The organism is Marinobacter sp. DY40_1A1, from assembly GCF_016597815.1.
In the GTDB taxonomy this organism is placed as follows: domain Bacteria; phylum Pseudomonadota; class Gammaproteobacteria; order Pseudomonadales; family Oleiphilaceae; genus Marinobacter; species Marinobacter xiaoshiensis.
Genome location: NZ_VCHA01000002.1, coordinates 263397 through 288913 on the forward strand (window position 1 = coordinate 263397; position 25517 = coordinate 288913).

The following is a 25517-nucleotide window of genomic DNA, read 5'->3' on the forward strand; positions in this document are numbered from 1 at the left end:
AAGGCACTACGAATGAACATGAAAGACGCACTGAACCGGGTGGCCGAAAACCTCGATATGTCCCGGGAAGAAATGAAAAGCGTGATGCGCATCGTTATGAACGGGGAAGCCACCGATGCCCAGATTGGCGCCCTGCTCATGGGTTTGCGGATAAAAAGTGAAACCGTCGATGAAATCACCGGCGCTGTGGAAGTTATGCGCGAACTGGTCTCTGGCGTAACTATTAAAGCCGAGCCACTGGTTGATATCGTGGGCACCGGCGGTGACGGCGCCAACCTGTTCAACGTCTCCTCCGCCTCCGCTTTCGTTGTTGCTGCCGCTGGCGGCTTTGTTGCCAAACATGGTAACCGCGCGGTGTCTTCCAAAAGCGGAAGTGCCGACCTGATCGAACAAGCAGGCATCAACCTGAACCTGACGCCTGAACAAGTCGCCCGCTGCGTAGAACAAATCGGCGTAGGCTTCATGTTCGCTCCATCCCATCACGGTGCCATGAAACACGCCGTGGGCCCACGTAAAGAAATGGGCTGCCGCACCCTGTTCAACATCCTCGGCCCCATGACTAACCCGGCGGGCGTTAAACGCCAGTTGGTGGGAGTATTCAGTAAAGCCCTCTGCCGCCCCATGGCCGAAGTGCTGCAAAAACTCGGCTCCGAACACATCATGGTGGTCGCCTCCAAAGACGGCCTGGACGAAATCAGCCTGGCCAGCGTCACCCACGTGGCTGAACTGAAAGATGGCGAGATCACCGAATACCAGCTCACCCCGGAAGACCTGGGCATAAAGAGCCAGACTCTGGTGGGATTGTCTGTTGATACTGCCGAGCAATCCCTCAACCTGATCAAAGCCGCCTTCGGTCGAGGCCACGACGAAATGGCCGAAAAAGCCCGAGACATGATCGCCCTGAACGCCGGCGCAGCAATCTATGTTGCCGGCCTGACACCAACCCCGAAGATGGGCGTTGAAATGGCCCTGGATGCCATGGGCTCCGGCCTCGCAGCTGGAAAACTCGCAGAACTCGCAGATTTTTCACACTGCTTCTGAGTCAGGAAAACTCGAATGAACAAGCAAAACGACAAAACCCCCACCATCCTGCGCAAAATCGTAGAAAGAAAGTGGGAAGAAATCGACTTTCGCAAACGGCAAACGAGCCTGGAAGATCTCAAGGCCATGTCTGGCGACCAGCCTGCGACAAGGGGCTTCGCCAACGCCCTGCGCCGGCGCATCGAAGCCGGCACACCAGCCGTCATTGCCGAAATCAAAAAAGCCTCACCCAGCAAAGGCATACTTCGCGACCCCTTTGAGCCCGCCGAAATCGCCGAAAGCTACGAAAAAGGCGGTGCCGCCTGTTTGTCAGTTCTCACTGACCACGACTTCTTCCAGGGCCACGAAGATTACCTAGTAGCCGCCCGCAACGCATGCAGCCTGCCCGTTATCCGCAAAGACTTCATGGTTGCGCCTTATCAAGTATACGAAGCCCGCACCATCGGTGCCGACTGCATACTGCTCATTGCAGCGTGCCTCACCAAAGACCAGATGCAGGAATTGGAAGGTATCGCCCATGAGATTGGCATGGACGTACTGGTAGAAGTGCACAACAGCGAAGAAATGGACGATGCACTCACGCTGACCACACCTCTTGTGGGCATCAACAACCGCGACTTGCACAGCTTCGAGGTATCGCTCGAGACCACCTTCAACCTGCACCAGCGCATCGGCAAAGAACGCATGGCCATTACCGAAAGCGGCATCATGACCCGCGCCGATGTGGAAGCCATGACCGGCCGCGGAATATATGGGTTTCTCGTAGGAGAATCCTTCATGCGCGCTGCTGACCCGGGCGAGAAGCTGCAAGAACTGTTCGGCTGATCCGCACAAAACTTCAGCTTCATGGCCAACACCCCCAACCAAGCTTCAGACCCGATATTGGCCGGCCCCTGCTGGCCGGCCTTTTTCCGTTACGCCATTCCGTCTGTCGCCGGGTTGCTCGCACTGACGACTGCCAACATAGTCGATGGCATTTTCATTGGTAATTTCGCCGGTGCCGATGCCCTCGCAGCACTGAACCTGTTGATTCCCTGGTTCACCTTACTGTTTGGCATGGCTCTGGCGCTAGCTATCGGCGGCACCGTACGTGCTGGCCGCTATCTTGGTGAAGGCAAGCGTGACGCCGCATCGGCGATATTCAGCAAATGCCTGATGGCTACAGTTGCACTGGCGCTGGCCGGGGCGCTACTCGGGTTACTGTGTCACGAGCCCATCTATCGTCTACTGGGCGCCTCCCCTGCTGTTTTCCCACTGATGTCAGAGTATTTTCTGGTGATCATATGGGTGATGGTGCTGCAGCTGTTCACCATGGTGCTTTATTACTTCGTACGTGTAGATGGATTCCCCGAGCTGGCCACCACCGCACTGGTGCTGGGAGCTGCCGGCAATATTGTGCTGGACGCCCTTCTGGTGGGTTATCTGGATTACGGATTGCGTGGTGCAGCCATCGCTACAGGGCTGGCCCAGCTGCTACAGCTTGCCGTGCTGATGCTCTATTTCCACAAACCCTCTCGCAAGCTGGTATTCCGGCTGCGTCAGCACAACTGGTGCGAGGTGGCTAAGGCCTTCACCAACGGCGTGTCTGAATGGATCAACGAGATGTCTGCAGGCCTGGTGATGCTGTTGATCAATTGGCTGTTGATCACCTCTCAGGGGCTGGCAGGCGTTGCAGCGTTCACCGTAGTTAACTATCTGATTTTTCTGAGTTTGATGTTGTTTTACGGAATATCAGATGCTATGCACGTATTGATTAGCCACAACCTCGGGGCCGGCAACACCGAGCGTATACGTCAGTTCATGGGTTGCGGTGTCACGGTGATTCTGACTCTGGCCCTGGCTTTGGTGAGCAGTGTCTGGTTATTCGGCAACCAGTTAGTCCGGCTCTTCCTCGACACTTCTAGCGACCCGGCCATCGCCCTGCTGGCAGATCAGTTCCTGACTATCCTTTGGCCACTATTTGTGGTCAACGGAATTAACGTGCTGCTGTCAGTATATCTCACTGCCACACATCACGCCCTGCCCTCTGCCCTTGTAGCCTTCTCTCGAAGCCTGGTACTGCCGGCCCTGTTGCTGATGGGCCTTGCGCGGTTTGCACCGGACTGGCCACTCCTGCTGGCACTGCCGCTGGCTGAGTGGCTCACCTTCGGCCTTGCTCTCGCGCTATTTTTCCGTTTTCGTCCCCGGCGTTTGGTAGGTCCCGTCACCAACTGAGTCAGGCGCTACCAGGTTGCCAGTTAACTTCTGCCACCTCCTCGCCAGCAAAGCCGATGAGGTGGGAGGACACAACCTTTCCCAGATCTTCCAATTCTTCTGCTGTTGGAGACTCGCACACCAACGTCAGCGCCCCGTTTTCAGAACTCAGCTGACATTCGCCAATAGAGAAGGTCAGAAAACCGCTGGTTTCGCTCCACTCAGCTTCAATCTTATGGCTGAAATGTTTGCATAAGCGGTTAATCAAACGGCTTGGATTCGTAGTGGATACGCTTGCGCTCATAAACGGCATAACAATCTCCGTGGGTTCAGCGAACACTGGCGGGCAACGGGCGGTCCGCCAGCACAATGGGTTGGCCCTGCGAACAGCGTTCAATACGGGCTTCAATGCCGTAGGTGCGGGCCAGCAGCTCCGGCGTTAGCACCTGTTCCGGGGTGCCCAGCACGGCTTGCCCGCCCGGTGACAACACCAGAACCTGATCGCAATAGCGCAGGGCCAGATTGAGGTCGTGGCACGCCACCAGCGCGATAGACTTTGCGTGGGTGGTGGCATCGCGCACGGCGTTCAACACGTTCAATTGCCAATGCAGGTCCAGCGCACTGGTGGGTTCATCCAGCAGCATCAACGGCGTCTGGCGTACCAACACCTGGGCCAGACCCACCATTTGCCGCTGGCCACCGGACATTTCAGACAGACGTCGCAGGGCCAGTTGCCGTATGCCCAGTGTGTCGAACACCTCTTCGATGGCCTGTTCGGTCTCTTCGCGGGACCAGTCGCCCCGGGCCGAGCGGCAGGCACTGAACACGGTTTCGTAGGCCACCAGCGGGATAGCTTGCGGCAACGGCTGAGGCAGATAGCCAACACGGCGGGTACGCTGATGGGATGTGAGCCCCGCCAGATTTTCCCCGGCGAAGGTCATGGTGCCGGAGATGGGCAGTAAACCCGCGATGGACTTCAGCAATGTCGACTTACCCACCGCATTCGGCCCAATCACGGCCACCAATGCACCCGCAGGTATTTCCGGCAGTGACAGGTTGCTGAATACAGCGCGATTTCGATAGCCTGCGGTAACGGACTCCAGCTTCAGGGTCACAAGGCGACCCTCCGGCTGCGGCCAATGATCAGCAGGATGAACAGCGGAATCCCCACCAATGCGGTGACAATGCCCACCGGCAACACTACGCCCGGCACCAGCAATTTACTGGCAATGGATGACAGCGACAGCAGCACCGCACCGGCAAGGGCACTGCCCGGGAGCAAAAACTGATGGTCTTCGCCCAGCATCAGGCGGGCAATATGAGGCGCCACCAAGCCAATAAACCCTATTTCCCCCACAAAACACATGGCTGCGGCAGTGAGCAGGCTGACGCGCATCAACACCGTCAGGCGCAGCCGCTCAACGCGAATACCCAGGCTCCGGGCCTGTTCTTCACCGCTGCGTAACAAAGTCATGGCCCAGGCATTACGCAATGAAAAGGGCAAACAGATTGCCAGCACCAACGCCACAATCAGTACTTTATCGAGACTCGCCCGGGCCAGACTGCCCATGGTCCAGAACACAATTTGCTGCACTGATTCGGCATCTGCAACAAACTGGATCAACCCCACCACGGCGTTAATACCAAACAGCAAAGCAATGCCGAACAACACTACGGCATGCACCGAGGCACCCAGAGAGCGCGACAGAATCAGAATCAACAGCGATGCCACGGCCGCAAACACAAAGGCCGACAACGGCAGCAAAATATGGGCCGCCAGCCCAAGAAAGGAAATATTGAAGGCAATCACCAGCGACGCACCAAGCGTAGCCGCCGCCCCCACGCCCAGGGTAAAGGGGCTGGCAAGCGGGTTGTTCAACACCGTTTGCATCTCTGCCCCCGCGAGGCCTAAACAAGCCCCTACCACCACGGCCATCAAGGCATAAGGCAAACGAATGTCCTCAATGATGACGCGGGTACCGGCGTCGATGCTTTCAGGGTTCAACAAACCATGAACCACATCGGCCAAGCCCAGCATGGAGGGCCCACTGGCTATGTTCACCAGCAAGGCCACCACCGCCACCACTGCCAAAGCCACCAGACACACAACACGGCGCAAGACAAAACGCCGGTATTCGCTTGCCAGTGTTGTGTGAGGGGCAGAGTCGCCCAATTTAGTCATTTGCGCCGGCGACACTGAACTCATTCAGCTGGCTCCCGGGCGCGAACCCAGTAGATACCATCCAGTTCGATCGGCTGAAAGCGCTGGTAGAATTCCGCCAGTGTGGCCTCCGGATCCAGTTCCGAAAAGGCTTCCGGGTGAAACCAGCGGGCCAGTGCTTGAACGGCGATCACATTCATCGGGGTATTGTAAAAGTGGTGCCAAATGGCCATCGCGTGGCCTTCGCGGATGGGTTCTACCGCTCGCAGTCCGGGTCTGTCAGTGGCTTGTGCCAGTGAGGCCCGGGCTGTCGCCGTATCGATACCAGCGCCCAGCATCACGTAGCTGTAGTCGGATTCCGAGGTGGTGTATTTGCGGGAGCCGATAGCGGTCGCCACATAGTAGTCCGGCGGGTTGCTGATCAGGTATTCCAGGTTCAGCACCCCGCTCACACCCGGCACCTTCCCTTCCGCCACGTTGCGCGCGCCCGCGGCCTTGAGAAAATGCCCCATCATGCCTTCCACCATGGTTTCACAGCAGCTGTCGTGCAGTCCCAAACGGCTATGGAGGAAGACGCTCGGCCAGTCAGTTTCGGGAATCTGCACAACCACATCGGTCACCTTTGCCAGTTCCCGCTGGTAAAACCGGTTGAACGTTTGCGCTTCCTCCTGTCGCCCGAGCACCTCACCCAGAAGCGCCATGCTTTTGGGTGTATTCACCAAGGGGTTCTGGCGGAAGTCAATGAACACCACAACTACACCGGCTCGCTGAAGCTGATCAATCAACATCTTGTTACGGGCGCCAGGGCCGTGTCCCTCCAGGCTGAAGATAGCCAGATCAGCACCCAGACCAAGCACGCTTTCCAGGCTAAAGCTGTCGGCCGAGGTGTGCCCCACCCGGGGCACATCCGCCAGTGCCGGGAAGGCTTTCAGGTACTGGGCGTAACCGCCCGGATCGGTCATCTCGAAATCTGGCAGCATACCGGCCAAGCGGTCGGGTAGCGCGTCTCCGTCCAGTATGGCAAGCGCCGGGATATAGCGGCTTTCACCCAGCACGATCCGATTCACCTCACTTGGCAACTCAACCGAACGACCTGCTAAATCAGTGACCGTGCGGGCAGCCAGAGAGAGGTCAGCCCACAAACAGAAAAGGCCGCCCACCAGGGCGGCTATGCATCGAATGCGTAACATCATCGGCCTCAAAAGCGCATGGCCAAACCAAGGCGAATATCCCGACCGGGTGCGGGCATACCCACAACACCTTCGTATCCTGCTATGCCCTGATAATCGGCATTACTGGCATGGTCGAGGTATTGCTTGTCGCCAACATTCTTCACCGCCAGAGTCAGACGCAGATCTTCATTACCCGTTGGCAGCCAGTTCACGAACAGGTCGTGCACCCCGTAACCTGGCTTATCGATCGCGCCCACAGTGGTTTCAAGGTCGTCGATTCCCTGCACAAATTGGCCCTGCCACCCAAATTCCAGGTTATGGCTCCAGAGGTAGATCAGGTCAGCGACCCAGGTATCACCGATGGTATTGCCCAGCAGGTTATGCTCGTACACGGTCAAAGGCTGGCCATCGACTTCGGCGTCATTGCTGTGAAAACTCAAGCCGGCACTCAAGGCATTCCACTGGTAGCCGGTTGCAATGCGATAGCCGTCAGATTTCAGATCGCCAATGTTCCGGTAGATGGCAGGCCCGAACAGAACATCGGCGATAGCATCCTTGATTTCAGACCGGTAAACCTCCGCCGACAGGGAGAAGTTCTGGTAAACATAATCAAAGCCCACTTCGGTGTTCTTCGCCCTTTCACCTTTGAGGTCAGGATCGTTCTGCGCAAGATCTACCTTGAAGGCGTCACGCGGCATAGGCCCGCGGAAAGCTTCGGCGTAGCCAGCTTTCAGCGTCAAACCATTCAGAACTTGCCAAGCCAGACTTGCATTCGGGCTAACGGCATCCTCACTGAATGTCTGGTCGTTGTTATCCTGCAAGTTGTAGTCGTCATAACGGGCGCCTGCGCTGAGCAACAATTGCTGTGTAAGCCAAACGTCCGCTTGCAGGTATACGCCCAGGACATCACCGGTTTCTTCTTCGGCCCGCTTATCAGCTTCCCCACCGGCATTGACTTTGTCTTCACGGTAATCGACGCCGTAGGTCAGGCTGTGGCTGCCCAACTGGCTGGTATTGCGCAGATCCCCACCGATGCTGCGAGTAAAACCGAAGTACCGGCCCCAGCGATCTGCCACATTCTGCTCCAGCTCCGCTTTGCTCTGATACAAAGTGAATTCTGCGTCCAACCAGGGATTGCCTTCCGGCGCCACACCATAGTTAAGAGTGGTCGTATCCCGGCGGCCATCAAGGTCGTAGAGTTTATTGAAGCTGCTGACGGCCCACTGGGGGCGCTGCGGCCGCTCACCCTCATCGTTGCGGATTTCGTGGCTCAGACGCAGTGTTTGGCCATTGGCGAAGTGCCCCACCAGTTTCGCCATACCAACTTGTTGGCGGGCATCAGTGCCGGGCACCTCGTCACCGTTACCGTCTTCATAACGCTCATGATCGCTCTGATTTACAGAAACCAGAGTGCTCCACTGATCGTTCAGGCGCCCAAAAATTGTGGTACTGGCACTGTAGCCTTTGGTGTTGGAGAAGGAACCCAGTTTGACCAAAGCACCGACAGTCTCACCTTCACGCAGGAGATCTTCCGGGTCTTTGGTAATAAAACGAATCGCCCCACCCAGAGCGCCGGCACCGGCCGTGGCTTTACCGGCACCGGTATCCACCTCCACTCGTTTCAGCAGGTCCGGATCAACCGCGATTCGGCCGGTATGGTGAAACAATACGCCTGCTTGAGTGGCACCATCCACGCTGACGTTCAGCAGTGGATCTTCCAAACCGCGAACGTAGACTTTCTGGGCGACGCCTACAGAGCTGCCTACACTCACCTCCGGCTCGCCGGCAAAGATATCTTCCAGATCGGCAGAGAGAAAACGCTCAATACTTTTAGCATCCACCACTGCGTCGGCCTCTGCCTCACGCTCGGCTGTTACCTGTATCGTTTCCAGGGCAACGGGTTCAGCATACACAACAGGGCTGGATACAAGAGCCAACCAAAGAGCACTGCGGCGAAAGTGTTTCGGTTGTGCGACTGTGGAAAAAACTGCCATAGCGACCAAACTCCATCATGATAATGATTCGTATTTGGCATGCATTCTCGATAACTTGTGTCGCTAAGGAAACCGGTTTTACATTTGTTACATCTGCTCTCGCTCTGTCACGTATCCATCGCTTTACAGAAAGCAGTAACCTTTGCCGTGTACGGTTTGCAGGCGGTCACTGGCCACCCCCGCCGCAACCAGCTTGCGGCGGATGCGGCTAAGATGCATATCCAGGCTGCGGTCGTACCGATTGAACTCTTTTTCGAGCACCACTTGGTACAGGTAGGGCTTGCTCAGAGGCTCTCGTTGATGCAGAACCAGAATCCAGAGCAAACGAAACTGAATGGGGGTGAGGCTCACCAGCCTCCCCTGGAAGCTTACCTGTAGCTTTTGCCGATCCAGTTGCAGCTCACCGAGTTGCAATGTTGATGGCTCAGCTCTTTGGTCGGTATCGCCTCGCGTTCGTCGAAGCAGCGCCTCAATTCTCAGAAACAATTCGGTAAAGCTGAAAGGCTTGGGCAAACAGTCGTCGGCGCCTGCCCTATAGCCCATGATGCGCTCGTCCTCTGCATCGCACGCAGTCAGCATCATGATTGGGGTTTGACTGGTTTTGCGAAGCCTTTTGAGCACTTCGAAACCCGTCATTTTTGGCAAAAGAATGTCAAGAAGGATTAAGTCGAACCGCTGGGCCAGAGCGGCAACCAACGCCTGATCACCGTCATGGCTTTGTAGTACTCGATACCCGCGGGAGGACAGCTCGCTTGCCAACTGCCCCCTCAGGACCGGGTTATTTTCGGCAATCAGGATCTTTGGGTTGTTATTGGCAGGCACAGCCATCTAATGATACCGGATATCAAATGATAATGAGTATCATACGCACCAGATAAAAGCGCCTCAAGTGTCGTGTTTAATCACCTGTCTCAGAGGTCAATGCTTCCTGTAACAACGCCTGCAGATGGCTTGGCAGGTTCACTGCCAGCGCCAAGGCCCGCTCATGGGCCCGCTGCGACATTTTGCCCCAGGTTCGTCGCACAATCCGGAGCCATTTTTCCCGATCATATTCCGCGTTATCCGCATAGAACTGGGCAAAATACTTCTCGAGAAACACCATACAGGCGACGTCTTCCAGCAGTTGTGTGTCTGCGTCTTTACGCAACTCCCGCTTGGTCACAATCACCTCAACCCGCTCACATTCGCTCTCGGGGTAGCCACACTCCGCCATAATCTCAGCGGCCCTGCGCCCGTGCATGCGCCCACAGGCCAGACGCCACTCGTAATAGGACTTTCGGCCCTCCGGGTAATCACTGCGGGGCATCTTCCAGCGTTCAAGATGCTGGGCACGGCAGGCTATCTGCACTCGTTCGGAGGGGGCTGGCTCCAGCTCATACAGCCAGCGAGTCATGTGCAAACTGTAGGCATATTCCCTTGGTATGGACTCGCCTGCTACAACCTCCTCATTCGGGTCTGCGCGATTTGCACCATCAATCGCATCCAGAACACATTTAAGAGATGCCTCACTCATACTGTCTCCTTTTACGACACAATTACCCCTCAAGGGCTATTGCGCCGAACCTCGTATTATCTGATGATCAAAACTACTGGCAGCCGGATAAAGACCATGGTGAATATTTCAATCCCCAAAACACCATATAGAAAGGTCCCGGCCCCATGGCGCGCGGCCTATGAGGCGCATATCCAGATAGTAGAACGACAAGTTGCCGTTGTTGCGGCTTGGGTGCTATTGATCACCGTGGTTTTTTATCAGTTTACCCGCCAGTTGCGCCTTGGCCACAACGCTGACGTGTGGCTGACCGAGGCGGCGTGCCGGTTACCGGTTTTGCTATGCGCATTGCTCACGCTCGTCTCCCACTACACCGGAAAACCCAGATGCCAGAGCCGCTATCTGCTCCGAGCCATGGGGCTCTCGGTGATGACCATGATACTGTCACTGTTTCTGGTTCACTACAGTGGGCAGCATGAAAATATTTATCAAGTAACCAACGGAATGGTTATCAGCTTTTTCGGGGTTACCGTTCTCTCAGTTAGAGGCCCAAAAGAGTTTTGGCTCCTGTTCGCGGTGCCGCTGGCCATTTTTGTACCCGTGGCGCTGGCAATGGGCATTGCTACAAAGGCACTGCTTCCCTTTTTGTTTGACCCGATGGTTATGATGGTTATTGGCTTCGTGCTCAGTGAAGCACTGAGGCAACTCCGGAAAGGTGAGTTTCTGGCCCGGCAACAACTCAGGGAACAGGCGACAACCGACCAACTGACCGGGTTACTGAATCGACGCGCCATGCTCCAGCTGCTGGAGCAGGAACACGCCAGGGCGCAGCGCTACGGCGCCACTTATAGCCTTATTCTTGGTGATCTGGACCGGTTCAAAGGGGTAAACGACCGCTACGGCCACAATATTGGTGACATCGTGCTTCAGGAAACCGCTCACAGGCTAAAACGTCAAATTCGCGCCGAGGATGCCTTATGTCGCTGGGGTGGCGAAGAATTCCTTATACTTTTACCACAGACGAGTCTGGATGGCGCCCTGCATGTAGCCGAGAAGGCTCGTCTTGCCCTGGCAGACGAGCCCATGGAAGCCGGAGAGCACAGCATTCATCAAACCATTAGCCTGGGAATGACGAGCTGCCAGGGGGTCAATGACATTGAAAGCGCCATAAAGCGTGCCGATGATGCTTTGTACCTCGCCAAAGAAAATGGGCGCAACCGCATTGAAGTGATAGCTGCGCCTGGCTCGGAGCCGGCTGTAACCGCAGACGATATCAAGCCTGCGCAGACGGGCGCGCCTTGATACGGTCATACCATGCTTGAAGATGGGCATGCTCCGGCAGGATGCGGATATTCACTACACGGGCGAAGGCTACAGTAGTGAACGCGTTTATATCAGCAGCGGTTAACCGGTCGCAGCAGAGATATTCCTTGTCCGCGAGGTGATTGTTCAGAAATGCCATAAACTTTCCAACACTCTTCCCGCAGTCTTCACCCCACTCCTTGATCGGGTTCATTCTGTCTTTGAAATAGCCACTGGTGTGCTGAAAGCACATGCCTGTTGGCATAAAGAAGTAGAACTCCACCCATCTGACCCACTGCTCAATCAGCGCTTTCTCCAGCGGAGTATCTCCCAGCAGAGTGGGCGTTTCCGGATAGCTTTCTTCAAAATAACGGCAAATGGCCATGGTTTCGGCAATGCAGGTGCCGTCGTCCAGCTCCATCACCGGCACTTTCTTCATAGGGTTGCGTGCCACGTACTCCGGCGTCAGGTTTTCGCCCTTCTGCAGGTCAATCTCGATGAATTCGGCTTTCTCAAGCAGCCCTTTTTCTGCCATGAACATGCGTACGCGGCGAGGATTCGGTGCGGTTTTTGTTTCGAAAATTTTCATTATTATCAGCTCCGTTCCGGAAAAGCAGGATGAATCAAAGTTAAAAGCCTTCGAGAGATTGGCCCGAAAAAAGGGTTGCGTCAAGCAACTGGCCAGAAGCCCCAACAGCGGTCCGGATACGTCCTCATAAATGCCACATTTTTGTTAAAACCTTGTAACTGAGCTCAGGACCCTTATGCTTATAGCTACGTAGTAACCGAGATGAATCGTTTTGCCCTACTCCCGGCCTTGCCAGAAAACTGCAAATCAGAGAGCCGTTCCCGGTTACTCCATATCAGTAATACAACAACCCATAAAACAACTGATACCCGATTTCACCAACCCTCAAACGGAGAAGTGACTATGCGAAAGCTTACGTCTGCTGCACTGCTATGTGCGCTATCTGTGCCCGCCATGGCACAAGCCAACTGTGGCGAAGTTTCCATTACAGAAATGAACTGGGCTTCCAATACAGTGGTCACCAACGTAGCCAAGTTCATCATGGAACAAGGTTATGGCTGCGACGTGTCAGTCATCCCGTCAGACACAGTCCCGGCTGTGACGTCGGTTGCAGAAAACGGCGAACCCGACATTGTCACCGAACTGTGGTTGAACTCGGCCGGCGAGGCGTACCTGCGCCTCGAAGAAGAAGGCAAAATTGAGCGGCTGGCTAAAGTACTGGACCCCGGCGGCGAAGAAGGATGGTGGCTGCCCACCTACCTGGTTGAAAAACACCCTGAGTTGAAGACCATTGAGGGCGTGATGGCCAACCCCGAACTGGTAGGCTCGCGCTTCAACAACTGCCCGGACGGCTGGGGCTGCAGAATTGTAAACGACAACCTGATTCGAGCCATGGATCTTGAAAAATCCGGTATCGATGTATTCAACCATGGTTCCGGCGAAACCCTCGCTTCTTCAATGGCATCTGCCGTACAAAAAGAAGAACCATGGTTCGGCTATTACTGGGGCCCCACCGTGCCTATGGGCAAGTACGACATGACCCGTGTAAAGCTCGGCGATTACAAGCAGAAGGTGCACGAGAAAAACCAGAACGCCAACGCCGACAACCCGGGTGTTTCCGAGTTCCCGGCGGCAACGGTTCTTACATCAGTCACTACCGACTTCAAGAAACGCGAGCCTGAAGTGACCGCAATGCTCAGCAAAATGACGTTCAAAACAGACACCATGAGTGGCCTTCTGGCATGGATGGACTCCAATAACGCATCCGCGGAAGAAGCAGCGGTGTATTTCCTGAGCACCCACCGCGAAGAATGGTCTGACTGGCTGAACGATGAAGCCAGAACAAAGCTTGCTGCTATTCTTGAATAACTGACAGCCCCGCCCTTGCCCGGGTGCAGCATTTGCAAAAATCTGCCCCGGGCACACCTGTTAATGAGAACAACTGAATCTGTGGCGTATGGCTCCCCATGCGCAGAAGAGGCTAAACAAAGATGGCAACCTACGACTCCCTGTTTTCAGCACTTGGGTTAAAAGACTGGTGCGCGAAAGGTAAAGAAGACGGCCCGATGTCGATGGCTGATCTGCTCGCCAAAGCCAAGGGCAAAGATGCAGAGCCAGAATCCCTGTGGGACGTTCCGTTCCCGTCGATGGACGCGCTTAACGACTCCTGCGCCGCATTCCCCCAATCCAGAGAGCTTACAAAAGGCCTTGAAGAGGGCTTCCTTGCAGTAAAAGACAACCTGAGCCTGGTGCTTGACCCACTAACCCAGCCGCTAAGCTGGGCACTTGATGGCGCCCTTTACGGCATGCTCAACACGCCTTGGTGGATCATCATCCCCATCATGTTGGCGGTGGTTTTTCTGGTCACCAAATCCTGGAAACTGGTGCTGTTTGTGGGCGTCAGTATTTGTCTGTTGGCGTTCATCGATTACTACGAATACGCCATGCAGACCCTTGCCATCATTTTCGTCTGCGCTTTCCTTTGTGTACTGTTTGGTGTGCCCATAGGCATTGCCATGTCCAGAAGTGACACCTTGCAACGGCTGACAATCCCGGTTTTGGACATGCTGCAGACCTTGCCACCTTTTGTTTATCTGATTCCGCTGATCTTCCTGTTCAGTGTGACGGAATCCAAGCTTTACGGTATCGCCATTATTCTCTACGCCATTGTGCCGGTGGTGAGGCTGACCAACCTGGGTATCCGGCTGGTAGACAAGGATGTAATCGAAGCGGCGGATGCCTTCGGGATGACGCCCAGACAGAAGCTGTTCAAGGTTCAGATTCCCCTGGCTTTACCCAACATTATGGCTGGCGTAAACCAGACCATCATGATGAGTCTCGCGATGGTTGTTATTGCATCACTTGTTTCCGCACCGGGCCTGGGTGTTCTGGTACTTCGCGGTATCCGCAACCTGGAACTCGGCGTTGGCCTGGTAGCTGGCCTCGGTATCGTGATCCTGGCGGTGGTCCTTGACCGAGTTACCAAGGCTTCTCTGGCACGCATCAATGCCACCCAAAAGCAGTGAGGACGAAACGTGGCAAATGATATAAAGATTTCCATAAAAAACCTCTACAAGATCTTCGGCCCCACGCCAGACGTGGCGCTTGAGTATGTAAAACGGGGCATGAACAAGGCAGACCTTCTGGACCAGCAAAACCATGTTCTTGGGCTGAGGGATATCAACGTAGATATCCTCAGTGGCAAGATCACCGTTATTATGGGGCTTTCGGGCTCTGGCAAATCCACTCTGATCCGCCACCTGAACCGCCTGATTGAACCTACCGCCGGTGAAATTCGCCTTGATGGCAAGAACGTTCTGGATTTGAACGAGGAAGAACTGCGCCAGCTGCGGCGGGAACAGATGTCCATGGTGTTCCAGAAGTTCGCGTTACTGCCCCACAAAACGGTACTTGAGAACGCCGGTATGGCGCTCAACATTCGAGGTTCGAAAGTCGCAGATTTCGAAAGTGAGGCGGTAAAGTGGCTGGCCAGAGTTGGGCTTGAGGGCAACGAAAACCAGTTTCCCCACCAGCTGTCTGGCGGCATGCAGCAACGGGTAGGCATAGCCCGGGCGCTGGTTTCCAACTCGCCCGTGATGTTGATGGACGAAGCCTTCTCGGCTCTGGACCCACTGATCCGCTCAGACATGCAGGATCTGCTACTGGAACTGCAGGGTGAACTGCAAAAAACCATTGTGTTCATCACCCACGATCTGGACGAAGCACTGAAACTGTCCGACCACCTGGTGATACTCAAAGATGGAGAAGTAGTGCAACAAGGTGACCCCCAGGACATCCTGCTCAACCCCAACGATCCTTACATAGTCGCCTTTATAAACGATATAAATCGCGCACGGGTTCTTCGGGTACGCTCGATCATGAGCCGCGATGTTGATAAGGACACAGATTATGCCGGAGACCTTTCCGAAAAAGACAATCTGGAAACTGTGCTTTCTCTGTCTGGTGGCGATACTGACAAGGTATTCAGAGTGGTACGCAACGGCGAGGCAGTTGGAAGCCTGTGCATGAAAGCTCTGACAAGAGCGCTGGTGCCCTCAAGCGACTAATAAACGCCGCGACAGCCTGGATTAATTATTCGGGGCCGATACAAAATGGGGTGTGTGGTCTATTATTCCACCATATTCCTGCCCAAAGTACTCTGGCCCCTGACATGCTCCGAGCGATACTTGCAGTCTTATTTATCAGCCTGGCCGGCTGTTCTCCCCCGGATGAAAAGCCAGCCAGCATTACATCACAATCCGCTGACACGCCTGATGTAACCCTGTCTGCAAATCGTGACAAGTTTACCGTTATCATTGCCGCAGACCCTTGGTGTCCTCACAACTGTATCGCTGGTTCCGGCCGCGAGGGTTATGCCATAGATATAGCAAGAGCGGTCTTTGCTTCCGCTGGGTACCGCGTCGAATACATGAATGCAGGTTGGGCGAGAGCCATTCAGCTTGCCAAAGATAATCACGCAGATGCTGTAGTAGGCGCATTCAGGGGGGATGTACCGGATTTCATATTCCCTCTGGAACCCATTGGAATTTCACGAACACATCTCTACACCAACGCTGAAAGCCAGTGGGTTTATAACGGAATAGCTTCTTTGAAGGGGCGCACACTGCTGGCCATTAACGGCTACTCCTACTCACCTGAGCTGGACAGTTACATTGAGCGCAACCACCAAAATCAGGGCAGTGTATGGCTATTGTCCGGACCCGCTCCCCTGAGCCGTGCAGTTGTTCTACTTGATCAACGCCGGACAGATATTTTTGTAGAAGATGAGCTTGTGATGAACTGGGCACTGCAGAACCAGGCAGCGTTGCCTGCGCCTCGGGACGCCGGCGAAATCCACCGCGCACCCTTCTATATTGCGTTTTCACCTGCAAACCCGAAAGCCGCCGAGCTGGCACGCATCCTGTCGGATGGCATCAGAAATCTGCGACAATCAGGTCAGTTCGATGACATTCTTGCCAGCTACGGGGTGCCTTTACTCTCAGTTGACTGAAACGCGGTGATGGTCTCGCCCGTGTCCGTTGTCAGCACCAACTCACCGTTACGCCCAATAGCAGCACGCTTCACTTTTGATAAGAGCTCCAGAAAACGATCTTCCTGATTCATCAAAGCAGGCGCGCAAGCCATTTTCGTGGCAAACATGTGGTCAAAGCTCACTCCTTCAGCTGTGAGTTCGTACTGCCCGCCGTAACGGTTGCATGAAGCCCTGCCGGCAACACGGTTGTCCTCAAAAAACTCGATGGTTATACGGGAGCGGTCAATAATGCCCGCGTTTGCGAGGTCTTCAACAACCCACTCAGCGCCCCGGAACAGGCGGTCCGTATCACCGCCGCAGCCCTGAAACACCTCACCGTTCAATTCAAGGCGAACCTGAGCCGGAAACTGGGCACCCGACATGTTGTCTTCACACAGTTGGCGAGCAACTTTCATCGTAAGTTCCTGGCCTTCCAGCTCGCCACGAAACTCCCGGCCGTGGCGGTTTGCAACGGTTGTTTCCAGAGCAACTCTTTCGGGTTCTCCGGTGTCATAAGGGCGGTTCATTACCAGCTCCTCGCCATCTACACGGATGTGCCAAAAAGGCTCATTGCCAGTGGCTTCAAACGGCATTTCCAGCGCTCCGGCCTGCAAACACTCGGGATAAGTCTGGCCTTTTACAGTAAAGGTGGCCCGCTCACCTTTGCTCCAGAACTGGGTCTGATCATCTCCGGTGGCCACATAAAGTTCACCAGACGCGCTTTGCTTTGGTTTCAGGAGTAGCCGTTTGCCCTGGTAATCAACACCCAGTAAATCGCCATCGCCCGCGTTGGCAACCGTGACATCCAGTTGACCACACTGGTAGCTGCCAATAGCACCCGAGGTCTTTGGCCCCGAGGCACACGCGGAGATAAAAAGCCCCGTCGCGGCGACGGCAGATGCCTTCAAAAAGCGCTGCAAATACATAGACACACCTTGAGTGTTAGATCGTGAATGAATGGTGGCATCTTAATGTCTCATATGCCTAAAAACCAACTGCCGGGGCCCGGCAGCCATTAAAACACGCAACCCGAGCACCCCTTTCCACTTTTTATCTATCGGGCACGACGCTATGCTGAGCCTTCTCACTCAGGAGGCAGCCCATGGCACTCAGGCTCTACCAATTTGCAATATCCCACTACTGCGAAAAAGTCCGCTGGGCACTGGACTACAAGAATCTCAATTATGAAACCACAAACCTTCTGCCTGGGCAGCATATAAAAACCATGCAAAAGCTCACCAAAGGCGCGGGGGCATCTGTACCTGTTCTGGTCCACGAGGGTGAGGTTATTCAGGGTTCCTCAAACATTCTCGACTATCTTGAACACACCTTCCCCGACAACCCCATTACCCCAGTTGATGAGCCGGCAAAAGCTCAGGCTCTGGCGTGGGAAAAACGCCTCGATGATCTGGCTGGGCCAGCCGTGCGCTGCTATTCCTACCACCATTTTCTGCAGCGCCCGAAAATAGTGGTACCGTTACTCGCTGCAGGTACCCCCTTCTACAATCGCATCCTGCTAAGCCTGGCATTCAGCCGGGTAAACGAAGTTATGCGGAAGTGGATGAAGATCAATGAGAAAACCGCCGAACAATCCCGGAAGGTACTGGAAGAATTACTCACGGAACTGGCAGAAATCTACAGTCAGCAGCCGTTTCTGGCCGGCGACGCATTCTCCCGCGCCGATCTGACAGCCGCATCCCTGTTTGCACCTTTGTTTCAACCAGAGGCCTACCCGGTTCCCTGGCCAAAGCCAGCGAGAATACCGAAAGAAATAAAAGCCTGGCTCAACCAGTGGCAGCCACAGTTGCTGATACTCAACCGGGTTTATAATGAGCATCGATAACCTTGTGGCAGACCATTAACTGCCCCCAATAGCGTCCGGTACACACCATGCAAGAGCAATCTTTGAGCCTGAATGGCCAGAATAACCACACCATTACAGGCGCGATTTTTTCCCCGGACACGCCTCGTTCAGTCCTGGTTATCGCCCATGGCATGGCAGAACACGCCGAGCGCTACGCTGATTTCGCCCGGTGGCTGACAGAACGGAACATTGCCGTTGTGACTATGAATCACCGGGGGCATGGCCCTGGCTGCACTCCTGACCAGCTTGGGCACTACAGCGATACAGACGGCTGGGGGAAAGTCGTCGACGACCTGAACCGCGTATTACTGGATACCCGGGTGCGCTTCCCCGGAATCCTTCTTGCCCTGCTTGGGCACAGCATGGGGTCGTTCATAGCCCAAAGTTGCGCACAGCAACACCCGGCCTCTCTGGATATGTTGATACTCAGTGCCACCAACCGCATTCACCGACCACAGCTATGGGTATCCGGAATCCTGATTAACGGCATCCGGCGATTCCACGGCAAGCATCACCGAAGCCCAACGATTGCAAAAATGTCCTTCGGCAAGTTTAACCGTATGTTCAAGCCCAACCGGACCGACTGCGATTGGCTAAGCCGGGATACTACCCAGGTAGACAAATATATTACAGACCCACTCTGCGGATTCGAGTGCACCACAGGCCTGTGGCATGATTTCATTCAAGGGATGCTGACAATCAGACCTTCCGCGTGGCGCAAAGATCTTCCGGTTCACCTGTTTGCTGGCACAGATGACCCCGTAGGGGAAATGAGCAAAGGCATTACCCGGCACTTTGAAGACATTCGCCAAACCGGTGTAAGAGATACCAGCCTTCGGCTATTTGAAGGCGGCCGCCATGAGATGCTAAATGAAACCAACGCCGAAGAGGTTCGGGAACACGTGCTATCGTTGCTTACCCGGAGAAATATAACCGATGCCTGATAGTAATGAACGCCTGGTTCCAAGGCTAAGACTCAAAGCCGGCCACGCCATCGCTCTCGGGCCTGGCAAGGCTCAATTGCTTGAATTGATTCAGCAGCACCGCTCAATCTCTGCGGCCGCACGAGCTTTAAAAATGAGCTATCGGCGCGCATGGTTGCTGGTGGACACCATGAACACCTGCTTCCAGAAGCCTTTGGTACTCACCGCCACAGGTGGCAATCAGGGCGGTGGTGCTGAGCTTTCAGAAGAGGGGCTAAAGGTGCTCACGCTCTATCGGCAGTACGAAAAAGCCGTAGCAGAGCGCCCCGAACTCGTTGAGCTGGCGACCTTACTCAGAGACAAGCCTGCGCCCTGAGTTTTCCAGACAACACGCTAATTCTCTTGTATCCGACCCACGGCGACTATATTATTCTCAGCGTTATATCCGAGCGGATACAAGGAGAAAGATCCATGCTCATGAAAACAAAGCTCTATCGCCAGCTGGCAGCTCTATGCCTGACAATCCTTCTACCTCTGGCATCAGCCAGCACTGCCTTCGCCGCCGATGTGCGCATCGCCGTGGCCGCCAACTTTACCGACACGACACGTGAACTCATTGCTGCCTTTGGTGAAACAACCGGACTGGAGGCAGTTGCAAGCTACGGCTCCACCGGCAAGCTCTACGCCCAAATTGATAACGGCGCGCCGTACGATGTTTTTCTTGCTGCCGACAGCCTTCGCCCCGAACTGCTTGAAAAAAATGGCCAAGGCGTAGCAGGCACACGATTCACCTATGCACGCGGCAAACTTGCGCTCTGGAGCCCGGTACCCGGTACCTTTGATGACCCCAAGGCCTGGCTTGAGTCTGGCGAGTTTGCTCGCCTGGCGATTGCGAACCCGAAAACAGCGCCCTACGGTTTCGCGGCCCAGGAAGTTCTCATCAAGATGGGTGTTTGGGACGCCTTGCAGGATCGCCTGGTACGCGGCGACTCTATTGCCCAGACCTTCCAGTTTGTTGCAACCACCAACGCCCAATCCGGCTTTGTCGCGCTCTCACAGGTGCGCGCCTGGGATGACAAAGGCGGCTCCCTATGGCTGATTCCGCAAGCCGACTATTCCCCCATCAACCAACAGGCTATTCTTCTGACTCGCAGCAAAAATAACGATGCCGCCCATCAGTGGCTTGAATTCCTGCGCGGTGACAAAGCCCGAAATATTATTGAAAGCTTTGGTTATGAGACCGATCATTAAACCGTAAACCGGGCAACTCCATGGACATATACTGGGAGCCAGTGTGGCTCACCTTGAAGCTTGCAGGTTTCACCACGGCCATACTTCTGGTTGTAGGAACACCTATTGCCTGGTGGCTGGCCCGTAGCCATCACTGGATAAGGCAGCCTATTGCAGCGATTGTTGCCTTGCCCCTGGTATTGCCGCCTACGGTTCTGGGGTTCTACCTGCTGGTGCTGATGGGCCCGAAAGGCATGGTTGGCCAGATCACCGAGCAGTTGGGGCTTGGTTTGTTGCCGTTCACCTTCGAAGGTCTGGTCATTGCATCGGTAATCTATTCCCTGCCGTTTACCGTTCAGCCCCTGCAAAATGCGTTTGCTTCCATTAATCAGCAACTTCTTGAGGTCGCATCCACGCTTCGGGCATCGCCCCGGGACCAGTTTTTTTCTATCGTGATCCCCTTGGCAAGGCCGGGCTTTCTGACCGCCAGCGTGCTCACCTTCGCCCATACCATCGGCGAGTTTGGCGTTGTACTTATGATCGGCGGCAACATCCCCGGCGAAACCAAGGTGCTCTCGGTGGCCATTTACGACCATGTGGAATCCCTGGAGTACACCCAGGCTCACTGGTTGGCTGCGGGCATGGTTGTCTTCTCCTTTGTTGTACTTGTAACCCTGTATTCACTCAATGGCCGGCTGCAGTCGGGGCTGGTGAAATGATGGCAGCACCTGGAATACAGGCACGTTTCGCCTGCAAGGTTGGAACATTTGAACTGGACGTTGATCTGAACCTGCCAGGTAGCGGGCTCACCGCCCTCTTCGGGCATTCAGGCTGCGGCAAAACAACCTTGCTGCGCTGCATGGCAGGCCTGCAGGCGGCAGAAGGAATCATGCGCGTTAACGGTGACGAATGGCAGAACAAAACTGGCAGCCGCCCCGTCCATCAACGGCCCCTGGCCTACGTGTTTCAGGAAACCAGCCTGTTCCCCCACCTTTCGGTAAAGCGCAACCTGATGTACGGGTACAAACGCATTCCCCAAAGCGACCGCCAAATATCCTTCGATCAGGCGGTTGAATGGCTGGGGCTCTCGCGCCTGCTTGGCCGTATGCCGGAAAAACTCTCTGGCGGAGAGCGTCAGCGCGTAGCCATTGCCCGGGCACTGCTCACAAGCCCCAGGTTGCTGCTGATGGATGAACCCCTGTCTGCCCTCGACCAGGCCAGCAAACAGGACATCATGCCCTACCTGGAAGCCTTGCGGGATAACCTGGCCATCCCGATGCTCTATGTGTCCCACTCTACCGCTGAAGTTGCACGACTGGCAGACCACATCGTGATGATGGATGGCGGAAGGGTTGTTGCTGAAGGCCCACTGCAACAGATCATGGCACGCACGAACCAACCCTTCGGGCTTGAGAAAGATGCCGGGGTGATTCTCGATGCCACCCTGTCAGAACGGGATGAGCAATGGCACCTGTGCCGTGCTGATTTTGGAGGCGGCCATCTCTGGCTGCGTGCAGATGAGAGCCTGATGATCGGGCATAAAATTCGGCTGCAGGTGCTCGCAAGGGATGTCAGCCTGGCCCGGAGCAAGCAAACCGATCAGAGCATCCAGAATCTGTTGCCTGCAATCGTTGATGAAGTAGCTTTCGAGGTCAGCCCGGGCACATCCATTGTGCGCTTGCTGGCAGGGCAAACCCCCTTTCTTTCTCGCCTTACCAGCCGAGCCGTACACACTCTGGCCCTTGAGCCCGGACAGCAAGTCTGGATGCAGATCAAGTCAGTCGCCATTGTCGATTGATCAACCGGACCGGGTTATGGCCCTTTTGGCCACAGCCTCTAGGGATTCAGACACGTAAGCTTCCTTGCATACACCGTTCAACTCCTGATAACGGGCCTGCAATGATGTACAACACCCACCGCATCACCAGTAACAACATCTCACTGCATGCCGTGACCGAGGGGAATCCTGACGGCATACCTCTGGTGCTGGTTCACGGGTACCCGGACAACCACCGCGTGTGGGACAAGGTTGTTAGCGCTCTGGCTTCAGACTTCTTTCTCGTGCGCTACGACGTTCGGGGTGCAGGCCTTTCAGACAAGCCGGTTCGCACACGGGACTATCGCTTGTCGTTGCTCGCGCAGGATCTTGAAGCCGTTGTGGATGAGTTGTTGCCTAACCGCCGGTTTCATCTGCTGGCCCACGACTGGGGTTCCATACAAAGTTGGGAGTCTGTGGGCTCAGGCCCTCTTCAGAAGCGTATTCTCTCCTTCACATCGATTTCCGGCCCCTGTCTCGATCATGTCGGGGCCTGGCTAAGAGCACAGTCTTCAAACCTGAGCGGTGGTGGGCCAGTGAGAATGACCAGGCAGCTGCTTAAATCCTGGTACGTATTTCTGTTTCAGATACCCGTTGTACCGGAAGCTATCTGGAGCCTGGGGCTTGATAGAAAGTGGCCGGTCATATTGCAGAAGCGGGAGGGAGTAGCAGATGCCTGTTTCAGCAGTACTCAGAAGGATGACGGACGTTACGGAGTGCGATTATACCGGGCCAACTTCCTGTCCCGTCTGCTCATGCCGCAACCAAGGTTCGCGAGCTGCCCGGTGCAATTGATCATTCTGAAGCAAGACAATTATGTGGGTGCCGACTTGTTCGGACAGCTAAACCAGTGGGTGGGCAAACTTACTCGAGTGCAATTAAACGCACCGCACTGGGCGCAGCTCACAGAACCAGACGCCATTGCCAGTGCAGTACGCAGCTTTATTCGCTCTTAACGGGTTCCGAAAACCACCATGGTTTTGCCTTTTACCCGCACAAGCCCCTGATCTTCAAGGGTTTTAAGCACTCTGCCAACCATCTCCCGGGAGCAGCCTACAATTCGCCCAATTTCCTGACGTGTGATCTTGATCTGCATGCCATCCGGGTGAGTCATGGCGTCTGGCTCCTTGCACAAATCAAGCAAGGTACGGGCAACCCGACCAGTGACGTCCAGGAATGCCAGATCACCCACTTTACGGGTGGTTTGACGCAGGCGCGACGCCATTTGCTCGCCAATAAAATAGAGAACTCCAAGATCCTGCTGGGCAATTTCCCGGAATTTGGGATAGCTGATTTCAGCCACCTCACACTCGGTTTTTGCCTTCACCCAGGCACTGCGGGAATCCATATTATCGAACAACCCCATCTCGCCAAAGAAGTCTCCGGCATTGAGGTAGGCCATGATCATTTCACGACCATCATCATCTTCAATGATAACCGTGACGGAACCCTTAACGATGTAAAAGAGGGAGTCGCTTTTGTCGCCCGCGTAAATAATGGTGCTCTTGGCCGGGTAGCGACGGCGATGGCACTGAGAAAGAAAATAGTCGAGATGCTTTGTTTTCTGCTCAACTGGCTTAATGATTGTGGCCATGGTGCGGGTTATGCCTCCTCAAATACTGGCGGGATCCGATGTTTGTTGTTCACCCGGCTTTCCATGCGGGTTTATTTTTTTGCCAAATAACATAACAACTTATAACAAGAAGGTTAGCTCTGGGCAACTGGAAACAGTATACGAAATGTATCAAGGGCTTTCGCCATCGACTGTCAGAGACTAGCGGTTATGCTAGCATCCTGTCCATTCGCTACTATCCAGGCGGGCCATTGCCCGCCACCGCGCAACAGGAGCACAGCCTTGATGAAAGCAACCGTAGACTGGACCGGCAATGCCAGCTTCCGAGCTACCAGTGGTACTGGCCACTCTGTGCAGCTGGATGGCCCACCTGACCACGGTGGGGAAAACCTGGGCCCCCGCCCGATGGAGCTTTTGCTGATGGGCCTCGGAGGCTGTTCATCTTTTGATGTGATGAGCATTCTGAAAAAAAGCCGCCAGGATGTCACTGCCTGCCATGCTGAGCTGGAAGCCGAGCGTGCAGATGCCGTGCCTTCGGTGTTCACAAAGATTCACCTGCACTTTGTGGTGACCGGCCACAACCTGAAAGAAAGCCAGGTAAAACGCGCCGTCAGTTTGTCTGCCGAGAAGTACTGCTCTGCTTCGATCATGCTTGAAAAAGCCGGCGTGGAAATCACCCACAGCCACGAAATCCGCACTGCGGATCAAGCCTGACCCATAGCACTATTCAACGCACAACGGGGCGTGCATAATACCGCCCTTTCTCCGCCGGCTAGTGCAAAAGGTGAACAACCTGAACCCTTGTCGGCGGCGGCCTGCGCAGAGCGTGTTACTACCGCCCTGCCGTCATTCATCTCCATAGATCGGAGGGGCTGAGCATGGAATCAAAACTCCAGTTGCACGGTTTCAACAACCTGACCAAATCCCTGAGCTTCAATATCTACGACATTTGTTATGCGCAGACTGAAGAACAGCGTGAGGGCTATATCGATTACATCGACGAGATGTACAACGCAGAGCGCCTTACCCAGATACTGACCGATGTGGTCAAGATCATTGGCGCCAACGTGCTCAACATCGCCCGTCAGGATTACGAGCCCCATGGGGCATCGGTTACCATGCTCATCGCTGAGCATGAGCTGACCGACGGTGAAGAGCCAGACAACGAAGAATCACCCGGCCCGCTGCCCGACACCATCGTAGCCCACCTGGACAAGAGCCACGTGACGGTGCATACCTACCCCGAGAGCCACCCCCACGAGGGTATCAGCACCTTCCGGGCAGACATCGATGTATCAACCTGCGGCCTGATTTCGCCCCTGAAGGTTTTAAACTACCTGATCCACAGTTTTGATTCTGACGTGGTGACCGTTGATTACCGGGTACGCGGCTTTACCCGCGATGTAGACGGCACCAAGCACTACATTGATCACGACATTAACTCAATCCAGAACTACCTGACCGAAGATACACAGAACGCTTATCAAATGATCGATGTGAACGTGTATCAGGAAAACCTCTTCCACACCAAAATGATGGTGAAAGAGTTCAACCTGGACAATCACGTTTTTGGTGAAAATGCCGAAGATCTGGATCCGGAGATTGCCCGCTCTATTGAAGAACGGCTTCGTCGCGAAAAGCTGGAGATATTCTACTCACGCAACATGGAGTAAGAGTACCCGGCCAGGCTTCTGCC

The 25517-nt window shown here is 54.9% G+C and carries 27 protein-coding genes; 17 read left to right on the forward strand and 10 right to left on the reverse strand.

From position 1 onward, the window contains the following. Positions 1-12 precede the first annotated feature (12 nt). From trpD to FFI61_RS07125, 3 genes are read left to right on the forward strand one after another with little or no spacing between them, the layout of a single operon-like run. Positions 13-1041: an anthranilate phosphoribosyltransferase gene (gene trpD, locus FFI61_RS07115; protein WP_200202219.1), complete on the forward strand. Its 1029-nt coding sequence runs from the start codon at positions 13-15 to the stop codon at positions 1039-1041. A 15-nt stretch (positions 1042-1056) separates the two neighbouring features. Then, positions 1057-1866, forward strand: coding sequence for an indole-3-glycerol phosphate synthase TrpC (gene trpC / locus FFI61_RS07120; RefSeq protein WP_200369761.1), 810 nt, complete (start codon positions 1057-1059; stop codon positions 1864-1866). A gap of 21 nt (positions 1867-1887) precedes the next feature. Beyond that, positions 1888-3255 (forward strand): MATE family efflux transporter, encoded by a 1368-nt coding sequence (locus tag FFI61_RS07125; protein WP_200369762.1) that lies wholly within the window; start codon positions 1888-1890, stop codon positions 3253-3255. A 1-nt stretch (position 3256) separates the two neighbouring features. Here FFI61_RS07125 and FFI61_RS07130 read toward each other — a convergent pair whose 3' ends face one another. From FFI61_RS07130 to FFI61_RS07160, 7 genes are all read right to left on the reverse strand, one after another. Beyond that, entirely contained in the window at positions 3257-3547 is a 291-nt protein-coding gene (locus tag FFI61_RS07130; protein WP_200369763.1) for a DUF2218 domain-containing protein, read from the reverse strand. 16 nt (positions 3548-3563) lie between these two features. Next, the gene (locus FFI61_RS07135) at positions 3564-4349 is read right to left on the reverse strand and encodes an ABC transporter ATP-binding protein (RefSeq protein WP_200202222.1); all 786 of its coding nucleotides are present in this window, start codon (positions 4347-4349) and stop codon (positions 3564-3566) included. After that, positions 4346-5416, reverse strand: coding sequence for a FecCD family ABC transporter permease (locus FFI61_RS07140; RefSeq protein WP_227714760.1), 1071 nt, complete (start codon positions 5414-5416; stop codon positions 4346-4348). Before FFI61_RS07140 ends, FFI61_RS07135 begins: the two co-directional genes overlap by 4 nt. Before the next feature lie 20 nt (positions 5417-5436). Continuing rightward, entirely contained in the window at positions 5437-6588 is a 1152-nt protein-coding gene (locus FFI61_RS07145; protein ID WP_227714717.1) for an ABC transporter substrate-binding protein, read from the reverse strand. A gap of 5 nt (positions 6589-6593) precedes the next feature. Beyond that, a complete protein-coding gene (locus FFI61_RS07150) occupies positions 6594-8561 on the reverse strand; it encodes a TonB-dependent receptor domain-containing protein (protein WP_200369765.1) in 1968 nt (655 codons plus the stop codon). A 123-nt stretch (positions 8562-8684) separates the two neighbouring features. Beyond that, on the reverse strand, positions 8685-9389 hold the full coding sequence (locus FFI61_RS07155; protein WP_200369766.1) for a response regulator transcription factor: 705 nt from the start codon (positions 9387-9389) through the stop codon (positions 8685-8687). 70 nt (positions 9390-9459) lie between these two features. Next, on the reverse strand, positions 9460-10074 hold the full coding sequence (locus FFI61_RS07160) for a DUF4202 domain-containing protein (protein ID WP_200369767.1): 615 nt from the start codon (positions 10072-10074) through the stop codon (positions 9460-9462). A 96-nt stretch (positions 10075-10170) separates the two neighbouring features. On the opposite strand from FFI61_RS07160, the gene FFI61_RS07165 reads away from it, so the two are divergent. Next, the gene (locus FFI61_RS07165; RefSeq protein ID WP_227714718.1) at positions 10171-11355 is read left to right on the forward strand and encodes a GGDEF domain-containing protein; all 1185 of its coding nucleotides are present in this window, start codon (positions 10171-10173) and stop codon (positions 11353-11355) included. Here the strand turns inward: FFI61_RS07165 and FFI61_RS07170 are convergent. Then, positions 11327-11944: a glutathione S-transferase family protein gene (locus tag FFI61_RS07170; RefSeq protein WP_200202228.1), complete on the reverse strand. Its 618-nt coding sequence runs from the start codon at positions 11942-11944 to the stop codon at positions 11327-11329. The two genes, FFI61_RS07165 and FFI61_RS07170, sit on opposite strands and share 29 nt — an antisense overlap. Before the next feature lie 342 nt (positions 11945-12286). On the opposite strand from FFI61_RS07170, the gene FFI61_RS07175 reads away from it, so the two are divergent. From FFI61_RS07175 to FFI61_RS07190, 4 genes are all read left to right on the forward strand, one after another. After that, positions 12287-13252 carry an ABC transporter substrate-binding protein gene (locus tag FFI61_RS07175; RefSeq protein ID WP_200202229.1) on the forward strand — a complete coding sequence of 322 codons (966 nt, stop codon included), beginning with the start codon at positions 12287-12289 and terminating at the stop codon, positions 13250-13252. 122 nt (positions 13253-13374) lie between these two features. After that, complete coding sequence (locus tag FFI61_RS07180) at positions 13375-14409, forward strand: ABC transporter permease (protein ID WP_200202230.1); 1035 nt, start codon at positions 13375-13377, stop codon at positions 14407-14409. A gap of 9 nt (positions 14410-14418) precedes the next feature. Then, positions 14419-15450, forward strand: a complete 1032-nt coding sequence (locus FFI61_RS07185) for an ATP-binding cassette domain-containing protein (protein ID WP_200369768.1) — start codon at positions 14419-14421, stop codon at positions 15448-15450. Positions 15451-15554: 104 nt separating this feature from the next. After that, entirely contained in the window at positions 15555-16394 is an 840-nt protein-coding gene (locus FFI61_RS07190) for a substrate-binding periplasmic protein (RefSeq protein ID WP_200369769.1), read from the forward strand. Here FFI61_RS07190 and FFI61_RS07195 read toward each other — a convergent pair. Beyond that, positions 16364-17341 carry an META domain-containing protein gene (locus tag FFI61_RS07195; RefSeq protein WP_200369770.1) on the reverse strand — a complete coding sequence of 326 codons (978 nt, stop codon included), beginning with the start codon at positions 17339-17341 and terminating at the stop codon, positions 16364-16366. The genes FFI61_RS07190 and FFI61_RS07195 overlap by 31 nt on opposite strands. A 176-nt stretch (positions 17342-17517) precedes the next feature. On the opposite strand from FFI61_RS07195, the gene FFI61_RS07200 reads away from it, so the two are divergent. The 7 genes from FFI61_RS07200 to FFI61_RS07230 all read left to right on the forward strand — a co-directional run bounded on the left by FFI61_RS07200 (position 17518) and on the right by FFI61_RS07230 (position 23204). Further along, positions 17518-18258, forward strand: a complete 741-nt coding sequence (locus tag FFI61_RS07200; protein WP_200369771.1) for a glutathione S-transferase family protein — start codon at positions 17518-17520, stop codon at positions 18256-18258. 47 nt (positions 18259-18305) lie between these two features. Beyond that, positions 18306-19223 carry an alpha/beta hydrolase gene (locus FFI61_RS07205; RefSeq protein WP_200369772.1) on the forward strand — a complete coding sequence of 306 codons (918 nt, stop codon included), beginning with the start codon at positions 18306-18308 and terminating at the stop codon, positions 19221-19223. After that, the gene (locus tag FFI61_RS07210) at positions 19216-19578 is read left to right on the forward strand and encodes a winged helix-turn-helix domain-containing protein (RefSeq protein ID WP_200202236.1); all 363 of its coding nucleotides are present in this window, start codon (positions 19216-19218) and stop codon (positions 19576-19578) included. Before FFI61_RS07205 ends, FFI61_RS07210 begins: the two co-directional genes overlap by 8 nt. A 95-nt stretch (positions 19579-19673) precedes the next feature. Next, entirely contained in the window at positions 19674-20453 is a 780-nt protein-coding gene (gene modA, locus FFI61_RS07215; protein WP_227714719.1) for a molybdate ABC transporter substrate-binding protein, read from the forward strand. Positions 20454-20473: 20 nt separating this feature from the next. Beyond that, complete coding sequence (modB, locus tag FFI61_RS07220; protein ID WP_200202237.1) at positions 20474-21151, forward strand: molybdate ABC transporter permease subunit; 678 nt, start codon at positions 20474-20476, stop codon at positions 21149-21151. Beyond that, complete coding sequence (modC, locus tag FFI61_RS07225) at positions 21151-22230, forward strand: molybdenum ABC transporter ATP-binding protein (RefSeq protein WP_200369940.1); 1080 nt, start codon at positions 21151-21153, stop codon at positions 22228-22230. The genes modB and modC overlap by 1 nt, the downstream gene beginning before the upstream one ends. Before the next feature lie 101 nt (positions 22231-22331). Beyond that, positions 22332-23204: an alpha/beta fold hydrolase gene (locus FFI61_RS07230; protein ID WP_200369773.1), complete on the forward strand. Its 873-nt coding sequence runs from the start codon at positions 22332-22334 to the stop codon at positions 23202-23204. Here FFI61_RS07230 and crp read toward each other — a convergent pair. Next, positions 23201-23842, reverse strand: a complete 642-nt coding sequence (crp, locus tag FFI61_RS07235) for a cAMP-activated global transcriptional regulator CRP (RefSeq protein ID WP_100638015.1) — start codon at positions 23840-23842, stop codon at positions 23201-23203. The genes FFI61_RS07230 and crp overlap by 4 nt on opposite strands. A gap of 264 nt (positions 23843-24106) precedes the next feature. Between crp and FFI61_RS07240 the strand changes: the two genes are divergently transcribed. Further along, positions 24107-24535, forward strand: coding sequence for an OsmC family protein (locus FFI61_RS07240; RefSeq protein WP_200202239.1), 429 nt, complete (start codon positions 24107-24109; stop codon positions 24533-24535). A gap of 164 nt (positions 24536-24699) precedes the next feature. After that, on the forward strand, positions 24700-25494 hold the full coding sequence (speD, locus tag FFI61_RS07245) for an adenosylmethionine decarboxylase (RefSeq protein WP_200202240.1): 795 nt from the start codon (positions 24700-24702) through the stop codon (positions 25492-25494). Positions 25495-25517: the final 23 nt, after the last annotated feature.

Coding starts and splice junctions, on each gene's coding strand:
- trpD (WP_200202219.1), top strand. CDS start 13: ATGAACATGAAAGACGCACTGAACCGGGTGGCCGAAAACCTCGATATG.
- trpC (WP_200369761.1), top strand. CDS start 1,057: ATGAACAAGCAAAACGACAAAACCCCCACCATCCTGCGCAAAATCGTA.
- FFI61_RS07125 (WP_200369762.1), top strand. CDS start 1,888: ATGGCCAACACCCCCAACCAAGCTTCAGACCCGATATTGGCCGGCCCC.
- FFI61_RS07130 (WP_200369763.1), bottom strand. CDS start 3,547: ATGCCGTTTATGAGCGCAAGCGTATCCACTACGAATCCAAGCCGTTTG.
- FFI61_RS07140 (WP_227714760.1), bottom strand. CDS start 5,416: ATGACTAAATTGGGCGACTCTGCCCCTCACACAACACTGGCAAGCGAA.
- FFI61_RS07145 (WP_227714717.1), bottom strand. CDS start 6,588: ATGATGTTACGCATTCGATGCATAGCCGCCCTGGTGGGCGGCCTTTTC.
- FFI61_RS07150 (WP_200369765.1), bottom strand. CDS start 8,561: ATGGCAGTTTTTTCCACAGTCGCACAACCGAAACACTTTCGCCGCAGT.
- FFI61_RS07155 (WP_200369766.1), bottom strand. CDS start 9,389: ATGGCTGTGCCTGCCAATAACAACCCAAAGATCCTGATTGCCGAAAAT.
- FFI61_RS07160 (WP_200369767.1), bottom strand. CDS start 10,074: ATGAGTGAGGCATCTCTTAAATGTGTTCTGGATGCGATTGATGGTGCA.
- FFI61_RS07165 (WP_227714718.1), top strand. CDS start 10,171: ATGGTGAATATTTCAATCCCCAAAACACCATATAGAAAGGTCCCGGCC.
- FFI61_RS07170 (WP_200202228.1), bottom strand. CDS start 11,944: ATGAAAATTTTCGAAACAAAAACCGCACCGAATCCTCGCCGCGTACGC.
- FFI61_RS07175 (WP_200202229.1), top strand. CDS start 12,287: ATGCGAAAGCTTACGTCTGCTGCACTGCTATGTGCGCTATCTGTGCCC.
- FFI61_RS07180 (WP_200202230.1), top strand. CDS start 13,375: ATGGCAACCTACGACTCCCTGTTTTCAGCACTTGGGTTAAAAGACTGG.
- FFI61_RS07190 (WP_200369769.1), top strand. CDS start 15,555: ATGCTCCGAGCGATACTTGCAGTCTTATTTATCAGCCTGGCCGGCTGT.
- FFI61_RS07195 (WP_200369770.1), bottom strand. CDS start 17,341: ATGTATTTGCAGCGCTTTTTGAAGGCATCTGCCGTCGCCGCGACGGGG.
- FFI61_RS07200 (WP_200369771.1), top strand. CDS start 17,518: ATGGCACTCAGGCTCTACCAATTTGCAATATCCCACTACTGCGAAAAA.
- FFI61_RS07205 (WP_200369772.1), top strand. CDS start 18,306: ATGCAAGAGCAATCTTTGAGCCTGAATGGCCAGAATAACCACACCATT.
- FFI61_RS07210 (WP_200202236.1), top strand. CDS start 19,216: ATGCCTGATAGTAATGAACGCCTGGTTCCAAGGCTAAGACTCAAAGCC.
- modA (WP_227714719.1), top strand. CDS start 19,674: ATGCTCATGAAAACAAAGCTCTATCGCCAGCTGGCAGCTCTATGCCTG.
- modB (WP_200202237.1), top strand. CDS start 20,474: ATGGACATATACTGGGAGCCAGTGTGGCTCACCTTGAAGCTTGCAGGT.
- modC (WP_200369940.1), top strand. CDS start 21,151: ATGGCAGCACCTGGAATACAGGCACGTTTCGCCTGCAAGGTTGGAACA.
- FFI61_RS07230 (WP_200369773.1), top strand. CDS start 22,332: ATGATGTACAACACCCACCGCATCACCAGTAACAACATCTCACTGCAT.
- crp (WP_100638015.1), bottom strand. CDS start 23,842: ATGGCCACAATCATTAAGCCAGTTGAGCAGAAAACAAAGCATCTCGAC.
- FFI61_RS07240 (WP_200202239.1), top strand. CDS start 24,107: ATGAAAGCAACCGTAGACTGGACCGGCAATGCCAGCTTCCGAGCTACC.
- speD (WP_200202240.1), top strand. CDS start 24,700: ATGGAATCAAAACTCCAGTTGCACGGTTTCAACAACCTGACCAAATCC.